At 71.8% G+C, this 14,086-nt stretch carries 11 protein-coding genes; 6 read left to right on the forward strand and 5 right to left on the reverse strand.

All coding sequences use genetic code 11. The annotated features are described in order from the left end of the window. Positions 1–15: 15 nt before the first annotated feature. From V2W30_RS22315 to V2W30_RS22325, 3 genes are all read left to right on the forward strand, one after another. A complete protein-coding gene (locus V2W30_RS22315; RefSeq protein WP_338699067.1) occupies positions 16–1,755 on the forward strand; it encodes a D-aminoacylase in 1,740 nt (579 codons plus the stop codon). After that, complete coding sequence (locus tag V2W30_RS22320) at positions 1,752–3,215, forward strand: aldehyde dehydrogenase family protein (RefSeq protein ID WP_338699069.1); 1,464 nt, start codon at positions 1,752–1,754, stop codon at positions 3,213–3,215. The genes V2W30_RS22315 and V2W30_RS22320 overlap by 4 nt, the downstream gene beginning before the upstream one ends. A gap of 282 nt (positions 3,216–3,497) precedes the next feature. Further along, on the forward strand, positions 3,498–5,033 hold the full coding sequence (locus V2W30_RS22325; protein ID WP_338699071.1) for an APC family permease: 1,536 nt from the start codon (positions 3,498–3,500) through the stop codon (positions 5,031–5,033). A gap of 37 nt (positions 5,034–5,070) precedes the next feature. Here the strand turns inward: V2W30_RS22325 and V2W30_RS22330 are convergent, their stop codons facing one another. Together V2W30_RS22330 and V2W30_RS22335 are read right to left on the reverse strand one after the other, a co-directional pair. Beyond that, positions 5,071–6,576: a CehA/McbA family metallohydrolase gene (locus V2W30_RS22330; protein WP_338699073.1), complete on the reverse strand. Its 1,506-nt coding sequence runs from the start codon at positions 6,574–6,576 to the stop codon at positions 5,071–5,073. An 87-nt stretch (positions 6,577–6,663) separates the two neighbouring features. Continuing rightward, positions 6,664–6,972: a hypothetical protein gene (locus V2W30_RS22335; RefSeq protein ID WP_338699075.1), complete on the reverse strand. Its 309-nt coding sequence runs from the start codon at positions 6,970–6,972 to the stop codon at positions 6,664–6,666. Between the two features lie 115 nt (positions 6,973–7,087). Here V2W30_RS22335 and V2W30_RS22340 point away from each other — a divergent pair, with 115 nt between their 5' ends. Beyond that, positions 7,088–9,697, forward strand: a complete 2,610-nt coding sequence (locus tag V2W30_RS22340; protein WP_338699077.1) for a bifunctional FO biosynthesis protein CofGH — start codon at positions 7,088–7,090, stop codon at positions 9,695–9,697. 231 nt (positions 9,698–9,928) lie between these two features. On the opposite strand, the gene V2W30_RS22345 is transcribed toward V2W30_RS22340, so the two are convergent. Next, on the reverse strand, positions 9,929–10,939 hold the full coding sequence (locus V2W30_RS22345; RefSeq protein WP_338699079.1) for an AraC family transcriptional regulator: 1,011 nt from the start codon (positions 10,937–10,939) through the stop codon (positions 9,929–9,931). A 247-nt stretch (positions 10,940–11,186) separates the two neighbouring features. On the opposite strand from V2W30_RS22345, the gene V2W30_RS22350 reads away from it, so the two are divergent. Beyond that, complete coding sequence (locus V2W30_RS22350; RefSeq protein ID WP_338699081.1) at positions 11,187–12,113, forward strand: haloalkane dehalogenase; 927 nt, start codon at positions 11,187–11,189, stop codon at positions 12,111–12,113. After that, a complete protein-coding gene (locus V2W30_RS22355) occupies positions 12,110–13,009 on the forward strand; it encodes an RNA polymerase sigma factor (RefSeq protein ID WP_338699083.1) in 900 nt (299 codons plus the stop codon). Before V2W30_RS22350 ends, V2W30_RS22355 begins: the two co-directional genes overlap by 4 nt. A gap of 14 nt (positions 13,010–13,023) precedes the next feature. On the opposite strand, the gene V2W30_RS22360 is transcribed toward V2W30_RS22355, so the two are convergent. Both V2W30_RS22360 and V2W30_RS22365 read right to left on the reverse strand, forming a co-directional pair. After that, positions 13,024–13,260: a DUF397 domain-containing protein gene (locus V2W30_RS22360; RefSeq protein WP_338699085.1), complete on the reverse strand. Its 237-nt coding sequence runs from the start codon at positions 13,258–13,260 to the stop codon at positions 13,024–13,026. After that, entirely contained in the window at positions 13,257–14,066 is an 810-nt protein-coding gene (locus tag V2W30_RS22365) for a helix-turn-helix transcriptional regulator (protein WP_338699087.1), read from the reverse strand. The genes V2W30_RS22360 and V2W30_RS22365 overlap by 4 nt, the downstream gene beginning before the upstream one ends. Positions 14,067–14,086 lie beyond the last annotated feature (20 nt).

Here is a 14,086-nt window from a genome sequence, read left to right on the forward strand (position 1 = left end):
TGTTTGGGGGAAGGCATGCTCGATCACCTCATCCAGGGCGCCACCGTCGTCGACGGGACCGGCGCCCCCGCCTACGTCGCCGATGTCGGGATCCGGGCGGGACGGATCGCCGTCATCGCCGAGCCGGGCACCGTGAGCGAACCGGCCCGGTCCCGTGAGGACGCCTCGGGGCTCGTGCTCGCGCCCGGGTTCGTCGATCCGCACACGCACTACGACGCCCAGCTGTTCTGGGACCCGTACGCCACGCCCTCGCTCAACCACGGGGTGACGACGGTCGCCGGGGGCAACTGCGGTTTCACGCTCGCCCCGCTGAACCCCGAGCGGCCCGAGGACGCCGACTACACGCGGCGGATGATGTCCAAGGTCGAGGGGATGTCGCTGGTCGCCCTGGAAGAGGGCGCGCCCTGGTCGTGGCACTCCTTCGGCGAGTACCTCGACGCGCTCGACGGGCGGATCGCCGTCAACGCCGGTTTCATGGTGGGGCATTGCGCGCTGCGCCGGTACGTGATGGGCGCGGACGCCGTCGGCGGGCAGCCGACGCCGGAGCAGCTGGACGCCATGCTGGCGCTGTTCCACGAAGCCATGGACGCCGGGGCCTGGGGCCTGTCCACCACCCAGTCGTCCACGCACTCGGACGGGGACGGCAGGCCGGTCGCCTCGCGGCACGCGCTGCCCGCCGAGCTGCTCGCGCTCAGCAAGGCGGTCGGCGAGCACGAGGGGACCCAGATCGAGGCCATCGTCGCCGGGTGCCTCGACCAGTTCAGCGACGACGAGATCGAGCTGTTCGTGGAGATGAGCGCCGCCGCCGGGCGCCCGCTCAACTGGAACGTGCTGACCATCGACGCCGCCGTCCCCGAGCGTGTGCCGCGCCAGCTCACGGCGAGCGAGCGCGCCCGCAAGTCCGGCGGCCGGATCGTCGCCCTGACGATGCCGATCCTGACCCCGATGAACATGTCCCTCGGCACGTTCTGCGCGCTCAACCTCATCCCCGGCTGGGGCGAGGTGCTGGGCCTGCCGGTCGACGAGCGGATCGCGAAGCTCCGCGACCCCGACGTGCGCGCCGAGATGCTGCGGCGGGCCGACAGCAAGGAGGCCGGTGTCTTCCGGCGGCTCGCGAACTTCGGCCGGTACGTCATCGGGGACACGTACTCCGAGGCGAACGAGGGGCTGACCGGGCGGGTGGTGAAGGACATCGCCGCCGAGCGCGGGCAGGAGGCCTTCGAGTGCCTGGTGGAGATCTGCGCCAACGACCGCCTGCGGACCGTGCTCTGGCCGATGCCGACCGACAACGATCCGGACTCGTGGGCGCTGCGCGCCGAGACGTGGAACCACGAGGACGTGATGCTGGGCGGCTCCGACGCGGGCGCGCACCTGGACCGGATGTGCGGCGCCCCGTACACGACGCGGTTCCTCGGCGACTGTCTGCGCGGACGGAAGCTGCTGGGCCTGGAGGCCGCCGTGAAGATGCTGACCGACGATCCGGCGCAGCTGTTCGGGCTGCGGGAGCGGGGCAGGATCGAGGAGGGCTGGCACGCGGACCTCGTGCTGTTCGACCCCGAGGCCATCGACGCCGGCAAGGCGACGCTCGTGCACGATCTGCCGGGCGACTCGCCCCGGCTCGACTCGAAAGCCATCGGCGTGACCGCCGTGTGGGTGAACGGGGTGGAGGCCATGCGCGGTGACGTCGTCAGCGGCGCCGTACCCGGGAAGGTGCTCCGGTCGGGGCGGGACACCCGGACGGTGAGCACCAAGTGACCTCAACAGAAGGGAAGTTGTTCATCGGAGGCGAGTGGGTCGAGCCCGGCGGCGGGCACTACGACGTCGTCGATCCGGCCCGCGAGGACGTCGTCGGGCACGCACCCGAGGCCACGCGGCAGCAGGTGTACGACGCGGCGCGCGCCGCCCGCGACGCCTTCGGGGCGTGGTCCCGTACGAGGCCCGAGGAGCGGGCCGCGATCCTCGACCGGGCCGCCGACGTCATACAGCGCGACTTCGCGGCCAACGCCGAGCTCGCGCAGGCCGAGAGCGGGGCCACCAGCGGGACCGCGCGCGGGATGCAGGTCGCCGTCGGCGTGGCCCGGTTCCGGCGGTACGCGAAGGGGGCGCTCGAACCCGTCGAGGAAGGGCTGCCGCCGCAGATCAACGAGGCCGGTCCGATGGGCAGGGCCGGGGTGATGGGCGCCCTCGCGGTGCGCCGGCCCGTCGGCGTCGTCACCTGCGTCACCTCGTACAACAACCCGTGGGCCAACCCGGCGGGCAAGGTCGCGCCCGCCCTCGCCATGGGCAACACCGTCGTCGTGAAGCCCGCGCCGCAGGACCCGCTGTCCGTGTACCGGATGGCGGCCGCCCTGGAGGAGGCCGGTGTGCCGCCGGGCGTGGTGAACGTGGTGAGCGGCGCCTCCGTCGAGGTGGGGGAGGCGGCCGTCGACGCGCCGGACGTCGACATGGTCAGCTTCACCGGGTCCACGGCCGTCGGGCAGCGCATCGGCGAGGTGTGCGGCCGGTCCATGAAGCGCCAGCTGATGGAGCTGGGCGGGAAGGGCGCCGCGATCGTCTTCGGCGACGCCGACCTCGACTCCGCCGTCGCCGGGATCGGGACGACGTACGCCTTCTACAGCGGGCAGATCTGTACGGCGCCGACGCGGGCGCTGGTGCACCGGTCGGTGTACGACGCGTTCGTCGCGAAGCTCACCGGCTACCTCGGCTTCATGAAGGTCGGCGACCCGCGCGCGCAGGGCACCGTCGTCGGTCCCGTCATCTCGGCGGCGCACCGCGAACGGATCGAGTCCTACGTGGAACTCGGGCGCAAGGAGGGGGCGACCGTCGTCGCGGGCGGCGAGCGGCCCGCGTACGAGAAGGGGTTCTACGTCGCGCCCACGCTCCTCGCCGACTGCACCAACGACATGCGGGTCGTGCGCGAGGAGATCTTCGGCCCCGTCGTCACCGTCGTGCCGTTCGACGGGGACGAGGACGAGGCCGTCGCCCTCGCCGACGACAGCGACTACGGGCTCATCGACTACGTGTGGTCGGGCGACGTGGCGCGCGCCTTCCGGGTCGCCCGGCGGCTGCGGGCCGGCGGGGTCGGCGTGAACACCGTCGGGCGGAACATGGAGGCGCCGTTCGGCGGGTTCAAGAAGAGCGGCGTGGGGCGCGACGTCGGCTCGTACGCGCTGCACGCGTACAGCGAGTGGCAGTCGATCGTGTGGCCCGGCTGAGCGTGCCGAGGCAGCGGCCGTTACCGGCGGTGACGGTGTGGTGCCGACGTGACGCAACCGTCACCGGAAAATTTTGAAACGGGTCAAAACGGACCCAGCTTCGATTACCGAATATCGGACGCCGGCCGCCCCGCCTTGCAATGAATGGCGATCTCCTGTCATCGTCATAAGAAGTGCCGGGCGGCTGCCCGAATTGCCCATCGATCCATAGCTCTTGCGGATCGGTGGATGTCCTGACGAATCCCGCCAGATGTGGAAACCGCAGGATTTAACGTCCTGTTCATGACTCAGCTGGACGTGCGCCCCGAGACCGGCGCGAGGAACGGCAAGGGCCTGGGCGGGAACTCCGTCGGGCTGCTCGGCAGCGCCGTCATCGGCGTCTCCACGGTCGCGCCCGTCTACTGCCTGACCTCCACGCTCGGCTCCACGGCCGGCGAGGTGGGGCTCCAGATGCCCGCCGTGTTCCTCGCCGGGTTCCTGCCGATGCTCCTCGTCGCCTTCGCCTACCGGGAGCTCAACAAGGTCATGCCGGACTGCGGCACGTCCTTCACCTGGACCGTGAAGGCCTTCGGGCCGCGGGTCGGCTGGATGTGCGGCTGGGGCCTGGTGATCGCGACGATCATCGTCCTGTCGAATCTGGCCGGGGTCGCGACCTCGTACTTCTGGCTGCTCGCGGGCGAGATCACGAACAGTGCCGCGGTCGCCGACCTGGACGGGAACAAGGCCGTCCACATCCTCACGTGCCTGGCCCTGATCGCCGCCGCGACGGCGATCAGCTACCGCGGGATGACCGCGACGAAGGGCGTGCAGTACACGCTGGTCGGGCTCCAGCTGGTGGTGCTCGCCGTCTTCGTCGCGCTGGCCGTGGCCAAGGCGGGCTCCGCCGACTTCGCCGCCACGTCCGTGGACTTCTCCTGGTCGTGGCTGAACCCGTTCGCGGTGCAGTCGTTCGGCGCGTTCACCGCCGGACTCTCCCTGTCGATCTTCATGTACTGGGGCTGGGACACCTGCCTCACCGCGAACGAGGAGACCATCGGCAGCGAGAAGACACCGGGGCGCGCGGCGCTCATCGCCATGGTCGTCCTCGTCGGCTCGTACCTGGCCACGGGCGTGGCCGCCCAGATGATCGTCGGCTCGGGCGGGCGGGGCCTCGGCCTCGCCAACCCGGAGACGTCCGACAACGTCTTCGCGGCGCTCGCGGGCCCGGTGATGGGCCCGACGCTCGGCATCCTCCTCTTCGTCGCGGTCCTCGCCTCGGCGGCGGCCAGTCTCCAGACCACGTTCATCCCGGTCGCCCGCACCGTCCTCGCCATGTCGACGTACGAGGCGCTCCCGGCGTCGTACGCCCGCGTCCACCCGCGCTTTCGGACGCCGGGCCGCGCCACCGTCACGGCGGGCGTCGCGACGGCCGTCTTCTACACGGTCATGACGCTGGTCTCCGAGCACGTCCTCGTCGACACGATCTACGCGCTCGGCCTCATGATCTGCTTCTACTACGCGCTGACGGCGTTCGCCTGCGCCTGGTACTTCCGCACCGAGCTCACCCGGTCCGTACGGGACTTCGCCTTCAAGGGTCTTTTCCCGCTGCTCGGCGGCGTGCTCCTGGCGGCGGTCTTCGCCAAGACCCTCGTCGACATGTGGAACCCGGCGTACGGCAGCGGCTCGTCCGTGTTCGGCGTCGGCTCGGTGTTCGTGATCGGCGTCGGGCTGCTGCTCGTCGGTGTCGTGATCATGGTGGCGATGCAGCGGCGCAGCCCGGCCTTCTTCCGGGGCGAGGTGCTGAACCGGGAGTCCGCCGTCCTGGTGGTGGCGGAGTAGCCCCCGGTTCCGCTCCGGTCGTGATGCGGCCGGCGGCTCAGGCCCCCAGGAAGATCGGGTTCGTGAACGCGGTCAGGGCTCCGGGGAGGCCGGGCACCGTCGGCGCGTGACGGACCTCCGCCCGTACGTACGCCGCGTAGGACGCGGTCGTCGTCCAGGTCGCCGAGGTGGCGCCCGCCGCGGACGTGAACAGGGTGCCCTGGTCCGTGACGAGGTGCAGGGTGCGGTTGGGGGCGCCCGCGACCTCCAGGCGCACGGTGACGGGCGCGTCGGGGGCGACGGCGAGGCGCTCGCCGAGGCCCGCGACCTCGCCCTTGCCGCCGGTCGCGGTCAGGGTGACCTCGACGGCCGCGGACTCCGCCACGTACGAGCGGCCCGCCTTGATGCCCGCCTGGATCGCGTCCCGCGTCAGGTCGTCGGCCAGGACCACCGTCTGGGGGCCGCCGATCCGGTCCGGGTCGCGGTGGGCGTCACTGTTGCCCATGGCCGGCAGCCAGGACCCCGTCCCCCGGGATCGGGCGTACGCGACGAGGGTGTTGTCCCAGTCGGCGAGGGAGATCTCGTCGTCCGGGGTGTACGGCCCGTTCCACACCTCCACCGCGTCCGCCTCGCCGAAGCCGAACTTCCAGCCGCAGCCGATGCAGGTGGCGTGCGGGTGGGCGGGGACGACGAGGCCGCCCGCGCGGCGGATCTGGTCGGCGTATCTGGCCCAGCGGTTGTCGCGGGCCCGGTAGCGCCAGTCGACGAAGGTGCCGGGGTCGGTGCCGAGAGCGACGACGTGGCCGTTGCGGGTCGTGATCTCCTCGCCGAGCATGACCAGGAGGTCGTCGCCCGCCACGTCCGCCCAGTGGGCTTGCGAGGCATGCGTGTTGTGGTCGGACGTGTTGATGAAGTCCAGGCCCGCCGCGCGGGCGAGCGCGCCGATCTCGGCCGGGGTGCGGCGCCCGTCCGAGTACCAGGAGTGCAGATGGCAGTCGCCCCGGTACCAGGCGCGGCCCCGGCCGCGGGCCCGCTCCGGCGGATAGCTCGGGCGCGGCGTCGCGCCGGACGCCCCGTGCGTGAGCGTCACCGTCACCTCGTACGGCAGACCCTCGGGCGCCACCGTGTACGGGCCGAGCGCGATGTGCCAGGTGCCGGCCCGCACCGGGCCCGGGATGTAGCCGGGCGTCGCGTCGTCGGCGCGGACGAAGAACTCGGTGCGGGCGCCGCCCGACCAGCCGCGGAAGCCCTTGCCGCCGAGCGCCGTGCCGCGCTCGTCGAAGAGGCCGATGTCCAGCGCGTTGTTCTGCGTACCGGCCGGGACGGTGGCCTTCGTGTACGTGTAGGAGACCCTGATCTCCCGTACCCCGCGCGGCACTTCGACCGGCAGGTACACGAAGTCGGGGGCGCCCGGCGGCAGGGTGCCCTTGAGCGTCTTGGTGGACTGCGAGCCGTCGGCGGCGCTGGCGAAGCTCATGGTGGTGAGCGTAAGCGCGGCGGCCGTACCGGTCACGAGCAACGCGCGTCTGCCCAGGGCGTGTTCGGGTGCGTCGTCTGTGCACATGTCGCGGCTCCCCAGAGTGTTGGATGTGGCGCGTGCAACTCTGGTATTGAGCCGTGAACTCCCTCCCAAGGGAAGGGGAGGGGCGGATTACGACTTGCGGCGTCCGCGGAACAGGCCGGCGACGACCAGGACGACGACCACGACGAAGAGGATCAGGATCCAGCCCAGCACGCCGAGCGAGCCGCTCTTCTTCTTCTTGGACTTCTTCGGCTTGCTCCTGGTCACCGAGGACGACTTCTTCACCGGGTTCCTGGGCGCCGAGGCAGCGGAGGTGTGAGCGCCCGTGGCCTTCGAGGACCCCCAGGGCCCCGAGGACACCGCTGCCGGTGCGGTCGCCGACGCCGTCGCCGGGACCCCGCCCAGCAACAGGCCTCCGAGCAACAGCAGTACGGTCATGGGACGCGTGCGAAGAAACATGACAAACCCCCCGTTGGTCACGACCCGGCGAGACTAGTACCGCTGGTCGGCTCCCGAAAGCCCCGCGGGAGAGATCCGCTCGTATGCTCGGTTCATGAGTGATCCGGACGCCGTACCCCAGACGCCCCAGGCCGACCGTCCCACCGCCAACGCGATGCGCCGCGCGCTCAAACGGGCCAGAGACGGTGTCGCGCTCGACGTCACCGAGGCCGCCGTCCTCCTCCAGGCGCGCGGCACCGACCTGGACGACCTCACCGCGTCGGCCGCCCGGGTGCGGGACGCGGGCCTCGCGGCGGCGGGCAGGCCGGGCGTCATCACGTACAGCAAGAGCGTGTTCATCCCGCTCACCCGGCTGTGCCGCGACAAGTGCCACTACTGCACGTTCGTGACGGTGCCCGGCAAGCTGCGCCGGGACGGGCACGGGATGTTCATGTCGCCGGACGAGGTCCTCGACATCGCGCGCAAGGGCGCCGAACTCGGCTGCAAGGAAGCCCTGATCACCCTGGGCGACAAGCCGGAGGACCGCTGGCCCGAGGCCCGCGAGTGGCTCGACGCGCACGGCTACGACGACACGATCGCGTACGTGCGGGCCATATCGATCCGGATCCTGGAGGAGACGGGGCTGCTGCCGCACCTCAACCCCGGGGTCCTGTCCTGGACCGACTTCCAGCGCCTGAAGCCGGTCGCGCCCAGCATGGGCATGATGCTGGAGACGACCGCCGAGCGCCTCTGGTCGGAGCCGGGCATGCCGCACTACGGCTCGCCCGACAAGGAACCGGCGGTGCGGGTGCGGGTGCTGGAGGACGCGGGCCGCTCGTCGGTCCCCTTCACCAGCGGGCTGCTCATCGGGATCGGGGAGACCTACGAGGAGCGCGCCGAGTCGCTGTTCGCGCTGCGCCGCGTCGCGCGCTCGTACCACGGCGTCCAGGAACTGATCATCCAGAACTTCCGCGCGAAGCCGGACACGGCGATGCGCGGCATGCCCGACGCCGACCTCGACGACCTCGTCGCGACGGTCGCCGTCGCCCGGCACATCATGGGCCCGTCGGGGAACCTCCAGGCCCCGCCGAACCTCGTCGACGGCGAGTACGCGCGGCTCATCGGCGCGGGCATCGACGACTGGGGCGGGGTGTCCCCGGTGACGATCGACCACGTGAACCCGGAGAAGCCCTGGCCCCGGCTGGACGAGCTGGCGCGGCGGTCGCGGGACGTCGGCTTCGAGCTGCGGGAACGGCTGTGCGTCTACCCGGAGTTCGTGACGCGCGGCGAACCGTGGCTCGACCCAAGGCTGCTCCCGCACGTCCGCGCGCTCGCCGACCCGGAGACCGGTCTCGCGATCGCGGACGCGCCGGTCGTCGGCCGGCCCTGGCAGGAGCCCGACGAGGGGTACGTCGCGTCGGCCTCGGGCCGCACCGACCTGCACCGCACCATCGACACCGAGGGCCGTACGTCGGATCGCCGCGACGACTTCGACGAGGTGTACGGCGACTGGGAGGCGCTGCGCGAGCAGGCGGCGCCCGGCATGGTCGCGGAGCGCATCGACACGGATGTGCGCGAGGCGCTGGCGCAGGCCGCCGACGACCCGACGAAGCTCACCGACCCGCAGGCCCTGGCCCTGCTGCACGCGGACGGGCCCGCCCTCGACGCGCTGTGCGGTATCGCCGACGACATCCGTAGGTCGGTGGTCGGCGACGACGTCACGTACATCGTCACGCGGAACATCAACTTCACGAACGTCTGCTACACCGGCTGCCGCTTCTGCGCCTTCGCGCAGCGCCGCACGGACGCCGACGCGTACACGCTCTCGCTCGACCAGGTCGCGGACCGGGCCCAACAGGCCTGGGACGTCGGCGCGGTCGAGGTCTGCATGCAGGGCGGCATCCACCCGGACCTGCCGGGCACGGCCTACTTCGACATCGCGAAGGCCGTGAAGGCGCGCGTCCCCGGTATGCACGTGCACGCCTTCTCGCCGATGGAGGTCGTCAACGGCGCGACCCGCACCGGGATGTCGATCCGCGAGTGGCTGACCGCCGCCAAGGAGGCGGGCCTCGACTCGATCCCCGGCACGGCCGCCGAGATCCTCGACGACGAGGTCCGCTGGGTCCTCACCAAGGGCAAGCTGCCCACGGCGACCTGGATCGAGGTCGTGAAGACCGCCCACGAGCTGGGCATCCGTTCGTCCTCGACGATGATGTACGGGCATGTGGACCAGCCGCGCCACTGGCTCGGCCACTTCCGTACGCTCGCCGCGATCCAGCAGGAGACCGGCGGCTTCACGGAGTTCGTGACGCTGCCGTTCATCCACACGAACGCGCCGGTGTACCTCGCGGGCATCGCCCGGCCGGGCCCGACGTCCCGGGACAACCGGGCCGTCACCGCCATGGCGCGGGTCCTGCTCCACCCGCACATCCCGAACATCCAGACCAGCTGGGTGAAGCTCGGCACGCAGGGCGCGGCCGAGATGCTCCGCTCGGGCGCCAACGACCTCGGCGGCACGCTGATGGAGGAGACCATCTCCCGGATGGCGGGCTCCTCGTACGGCTCGTACAAGTCGGTCAAGGACCTGATCGCCGTGGCCGAGGCGGCGGGCCGCCCGGCGAAGCCCCGGACGACGCTGTACGGGTCCGTCCCGGACGAGCGGGTCCGGGCGGCGCTGGCGTCGGACGGGCACCTGCCGGAACTGCTGCCGGTACTGGAGGGCTGAGGAGCGGGTGCGGGCCCGGGGCCGGCGCCGCTGACAGGGTGGGCGGGCGCCGGGCTCGGGATGTGCGGGGCCTCGCTGTGCGCCCGCACTCGCATCCGCATCCGACCGGGGAGATGGGGCGGCGGATGGGCGGCGCCGACACTGCCCATCGGCCACACCTCCCGTGCAAGGGGCGGCACCAGGACCATACGGTGGGCGCCGGGGCGTGGCTCGCCGCTCCGCGCACGGCCGTTATCCGGTTCGCGCGGCACCCGGCGGGCCGGCCAGCGTCCGGGACGGGGTCTCCCCGAAGCGGGTCCGGTAGCGCCGCGCGAACCGGCCCAGGTGGGCGAAGCCCCAGCGGTACGCGACCTCGGTGACGGTGACCTCCCCGGGCGCGGCGGTGCGCAGCACCATCCGTACGTGCTGGAGCCGCACCTCGTGCACGTATCCCATGGGCGTCATCCTCAGCTGCGTACGGAACGCCTCTTGCAGGGTGCGCAGGCTGACCTGGGCGACGGCGGCGAGCCGGTTCGCGTCCCACGCTTCGGCCGGACTGTCGCGCACGGCGTCCATGACCCGGCGGACGGCGGTGGTGGACATGGCGGTCGGCGGTGCGTCCAGGGCGTCGCGGTACCGGTGGTCGGTGGCCAGCAACAGGCCCTCCAGCAGGGTCTGTTCGAGGCGTCCGCGAATCATGGGGCTCTGCAACAGGCCCCCCGGGTTGTTCGCGTCGAGTGCGGTCCAGCGGGCCAGCGCGGCCCAACTGCCGCCCGTACCGGCGGAGATGGGGAAGGAGCGGCGGAAGCCGATGTCGCGGCGGACCGGTCTGCCGAGCATGGCCTCCAGCTGCCGGTGCATCGCCGCCCTGTCGACCTTGATGGTGAGGGTGTCGCAGTCCGGCGAGAAGTCGCCGACCCGGAAATCGGCCGTGGGGTTGAGCATGCCCCCGGTGCGGGCCGACACCTGGGTGCGGACCTCCGGGCCCTGGCCGATGCCGAAGGAGCCCGTCGTCGGCGCCACGATGTGGTAGCCGCCCAGCTCAGGGATGTACGCCGTGATGGAGGCGCCGAACGACATGCGCCCCAGCGTCACACCGCCCAGCGGTACGACCTCGGCGTCGAGGGCGAAGTCCGCCGCTGCCGGGGTGTCCAGCTCCATGTCGTAGAACTGCTGCGACAGCACGGCTCGCGCCTCGTCCACCGAGCGGGTGGCGAAGCGGTTGACCACGGTCGCAGGGCCCTGTCCCTTGTCCGCGTCCATGAGGCAAGGATGCCCCGCACGACCGGGCGGCAGGATTGTTTCAGGGCAAGTTCTGCCTGATCGAGTCCAGGAACGTCCGGGCGGTGACGGTGATGCCGGGGCCGGCGTCGGGGGTGTGCCCGGTGCGGAAGGCGAGCCCGTTCGAAGAAAGTCGTCGGTGGGCTGTCACAGCCGGGGATCCGCCGGTGTCCAACCCCGGTGAAGGCGCGACAGGGCGCCCTTCCCCCGTCCGACGAAAGGCACGCAGATGTCGACCGGCCCCCGTGACACCGACGCCGCCCGCACGACCCGCACCGTCCCCGTCCTCGACTCCTTCATGTCCTACGTGGACGGGGGCCGGGCCGACGCGGGCGCCCCGCCCGTCGTCCTCCTGCACGGCAACCCCACCTCCTCCCACCTGTGGCGCGGTGTCCTGCCGTACCTCACGGGGGAGACCCGGGTCCTCGCGCCCGACCTCATCGGCATGGGCGCGTCCGGCAAGCCCGACAGCGACTACCGGTTCGCGGACCACGCCCGCTACCTGGACGCCTGGCTCGACGCGGTCGGCCTCGACGCCGCCGTGTTCGTCGGGCACGACTGGGGCGGCGCCCTCGCCATGGACCTCGCGGCGCGCCGCCCCGGGCGGGTGCGCGGCCTGGCGCTCGTCGAGACCTTCCTGCGGCCGCTGACGATGGCCGAACTCCCGCCGCTCGGTCAGCAGTTGTTCCGCGACTTCCGCACCCCCGGCAAGGGCGAGGAGATGATCCTGCGGGACAACATGTTCATCGAGTTCAACCTGCCGCACGGCATCGCCCACCTGTCCCCCGAGGACCACGACGTGTACCGCGCCCCGTACCCGACCGAGGCCTCCCGCAAGCCGCTGCTCGTGTGGCCCCGCGAGATCCCGTTCGACGGCGAGCCCGCCGACGTGCACGCCCGCATGGTCGCGTACGGCGCGTGGCTCTCCTCGCCCGAGTCGGCCGGGGTGCCGAAGCTGGTGATGCACGGCGAGGGCGGGATCGGCATGGGCTCGGCGGACGCCGTCGCCTGGGCGCGGGAGACGTTCACGAACGTCGAGACCGCGAGCATCGGCGTCGCCGGGCACCACGCCCCGGAGGACCGGCCGGACGAGATCGGCGCCGCCGTCCGCGACTGGCTGCGCCGGCACGCCGCCGCACGCACACTGTCCGCATGAGCGACGACACCGCCGAGCAGGCGCCGCGGCCCCAGGTGGCCGACCCCGAACTCCTCGCGGAGGAGCGTGCGTTGGTGGCACGGGCCGTCGACGGTGACAAGGGCGCCCTGGAGGACGTCGTGCGGAGGCTCCAGGATCCCCTGTACCGGCTGGCCCTGCGCATGACGTGGCGGCCCGCCGACGCCGAGGACGCCGCGCAGGAGATCCTGATCCGCGTCGTCACCCGGCTCGCCACCTGGCGGGCCGAGGCGCGGCTGCTCACCTGGGCCTACCGCGTCGGCGTCAACTACCTTCTGAACCTGAAGCGGCGCACCCCGCAGGAGGCTGCGGGGCTGAGCCTCGACGCGTTCGGCGAGGACCTCGTCGCCGGGCTCGCCCCGCAGGACTACGCGGGCCCCGACGCCGAACTCCTCGCCCGCGAGGTCCGGTTGACGTGCACCCAGGCGATGCTCCAGTGCCTGGAGCGCGGCGAGCGCGTCGCCTACGTCCTCGCCGAGGTCTTCGGCCTCCCGTCGGCGGACGCCGCCTGGGTCCTCGACGTCTCACCGGCCTCCTACCGCAAGCGACTCGAACGCGCCCGTACGCGACTGCGCTCCTTCATGGACGCCACGTGCGGGCTCGCCGACCCGAAGGCGCCGTGCCGGTGCGCGCGCCGGGTCGCCCCGGCGGTGGCGTCGGGCCGCGTCGACCCGCGCCGCCCCGCCCTCGCGACCCATCCGGTCACCCCGGGCGGCCGTGATCTGTCCCAGGCGTCCGCCCAGATGGGCCGCCTGCACGACGCGGCGACGGTCCTGCGCTCGCACCCGGACTACGCGGCGCCCCGGGCCAGGACGGACGCGATCGTGGCGCTGCTCGACTCGGGCCGCTTCCCGCTCCTGACGGGCCCGGGGGAGTAGCGCCTCAGGGGGCTCTATGCCAGTGAGCCGAGGAAGGCGGCCCACGCGGCTGCGGTGACCTTGAAGGTGGGGCTGGTGTCGGGCGTGTGCTTGGAGTCGCGGAGGTGGATGTGGTGGGGGGTGGCGGCCGCCTCCAGGCATTCGCCTTCGCCGCCGCTGTAGCTGGACTTGGTCCACTGGAGGGCGGCTTCCAGGCATTCGCCCTGGTCGCCGCTGTAGCTGGACTTGAACCAGTGGGGGTCCGTGCTCATAGTTCCCGCGCCACCTTTTCGATCAGTGTTGCGGACTCCTCGGAGTTGAGAGCCTGCGTGCGCAGGATGCCATATTTGCCGAACAGGTCTCCCAGGTCAGGCTGTTCGGTGACGAAGTAGCCGCCGCTTGGGCCTTCGATGTAGGCGAGTTGAGTTCGCTTCGCCGTTTCCAGGAGGATCATGGGGCCGTTCAGTCCCGCATGGTTCTCACGGGCATGCGGCATCACCTGAATCTCGACGTTGCGCAGGCCACCGACGTCCAGGAGGTGGAGCAGCTGCTCCCGCAGGACGTCCGTTCCGCCCAAGGGCTTGGTGAGTGCCGACTCCTCGATCACGTAGCTGACGGCCGCCTGCGGCTTGCGACTGAACAGCTCCTGGCGCGCCAGGCGTTCGGCCAGCCGCTGCTCGATCTCGTCGTCTTCCAGCATCGGGCAGCGGTTGCTGATGTAGACGGCGCGGGCGTACCCCTCCGTTTGCAGCGAGCCGGGGACGATGTGGTTCTGGAACACATACAGCGCGTGCGCCTTCTTCTCCTCCGCCAGGTAGTCCTCGGTCCACGGCCGCAGCCCGCCCTGCCCGAACTCCTTGCCGGCCACGGCCTGAAGTGCGCCTTGCGCGTCCAGCGCCTGCTCCGCCAGTTCGACGAGGCGGCCCTTCGGCGGACGCTCCCCGCGCTCCACCATCGCCACCTGCGACTTGGAGTACCCGACGTGTCTGCCGAGGGTCTCCATCGTCATCCCGGCCCGCTCGCGGTGGAACCGCAACAGCGCCCCGAATGCCTTCGACCCGCGTTCCCCGAAGTGCACAACGGCCTCCCCAAGTGCAC

The organism is Streptomyces sp. Q6, from assembly GCF_036967205.1.
Lineage (GTDB): Bacteria > Actinomycetota > Actinomycetes > Streptomycetales > Streptomycetaceae > Streptomyces > Streptomyces citrinus.

Excerpts from the sequence above, each read along its gene's own strand:
- V2W30_RS22315 (WP_338699067.1), top strand. The coding sequence starts at position 16 with ATGCTCGATCACCTCATCCAGGGCGCCACCGTCGTCGACGGGACCGGC.
- V2W30_RS22325 (WP_338699071.1), top strand. The coding sequence starts at position 3,498 with ATGACTCAGCTGGACGTGCGCCCCGAGACCGGCGCGAGGAACGGCAAG.
- V2W30_RS22330 (WP_338699073.1), bottom strand. The coding sequence starts at position 6,576 with ATGTGCACAGACGACGCACCCGAACACGCCCTGGGCAGACGCGCGTTG.
- V2W30_RS22335 (WP_338699075.1), bottom strand. The coding sequence starts at position 6,972 with ATGACCGTACTGCTGTTGCTCGGAGGCCTGTTGCTGGGCGGGGTCCCG.
- V2W30_RS22340 (WP_338699077.1), top strand. The coding sequence starts at position 7,088 with ATGAGTGATCCGGACGCCGTACCCCAGACGCCCCAGGCCGACCGTCCC.
- V2W30_RS22345 (WP_338699079.1), bottom strand. The coding sequence starts at position 10,939 with ATGGACGCGGACAAGGGACAGGGCCCTGCGACCGTGGTCAACCGCTTC.
- V2W30_RS22350 (WP_338699081.1), top strand. The coding sequence starts at position 11,187 with ATGTCGACCGGCCCCCGTGACACCGACGCCGCCCGCACGACCCGCACC.
- V2W30_RS22355 (WP_338699083.1), top strand. The coding sequence starts at position 12,110 with ATGAGCGACGACACCGCCGAGCAGGCGCCGCGGCCCCAGGTGGCCGAC.
- V2W30_RS22360 (WP_338699085.1), bottom strand. The coding sequence starts at position 13,260 with ATGAGCACGGACCCCCACTGGTTCAAGTCCAGCTACAGCGGCGACCAG.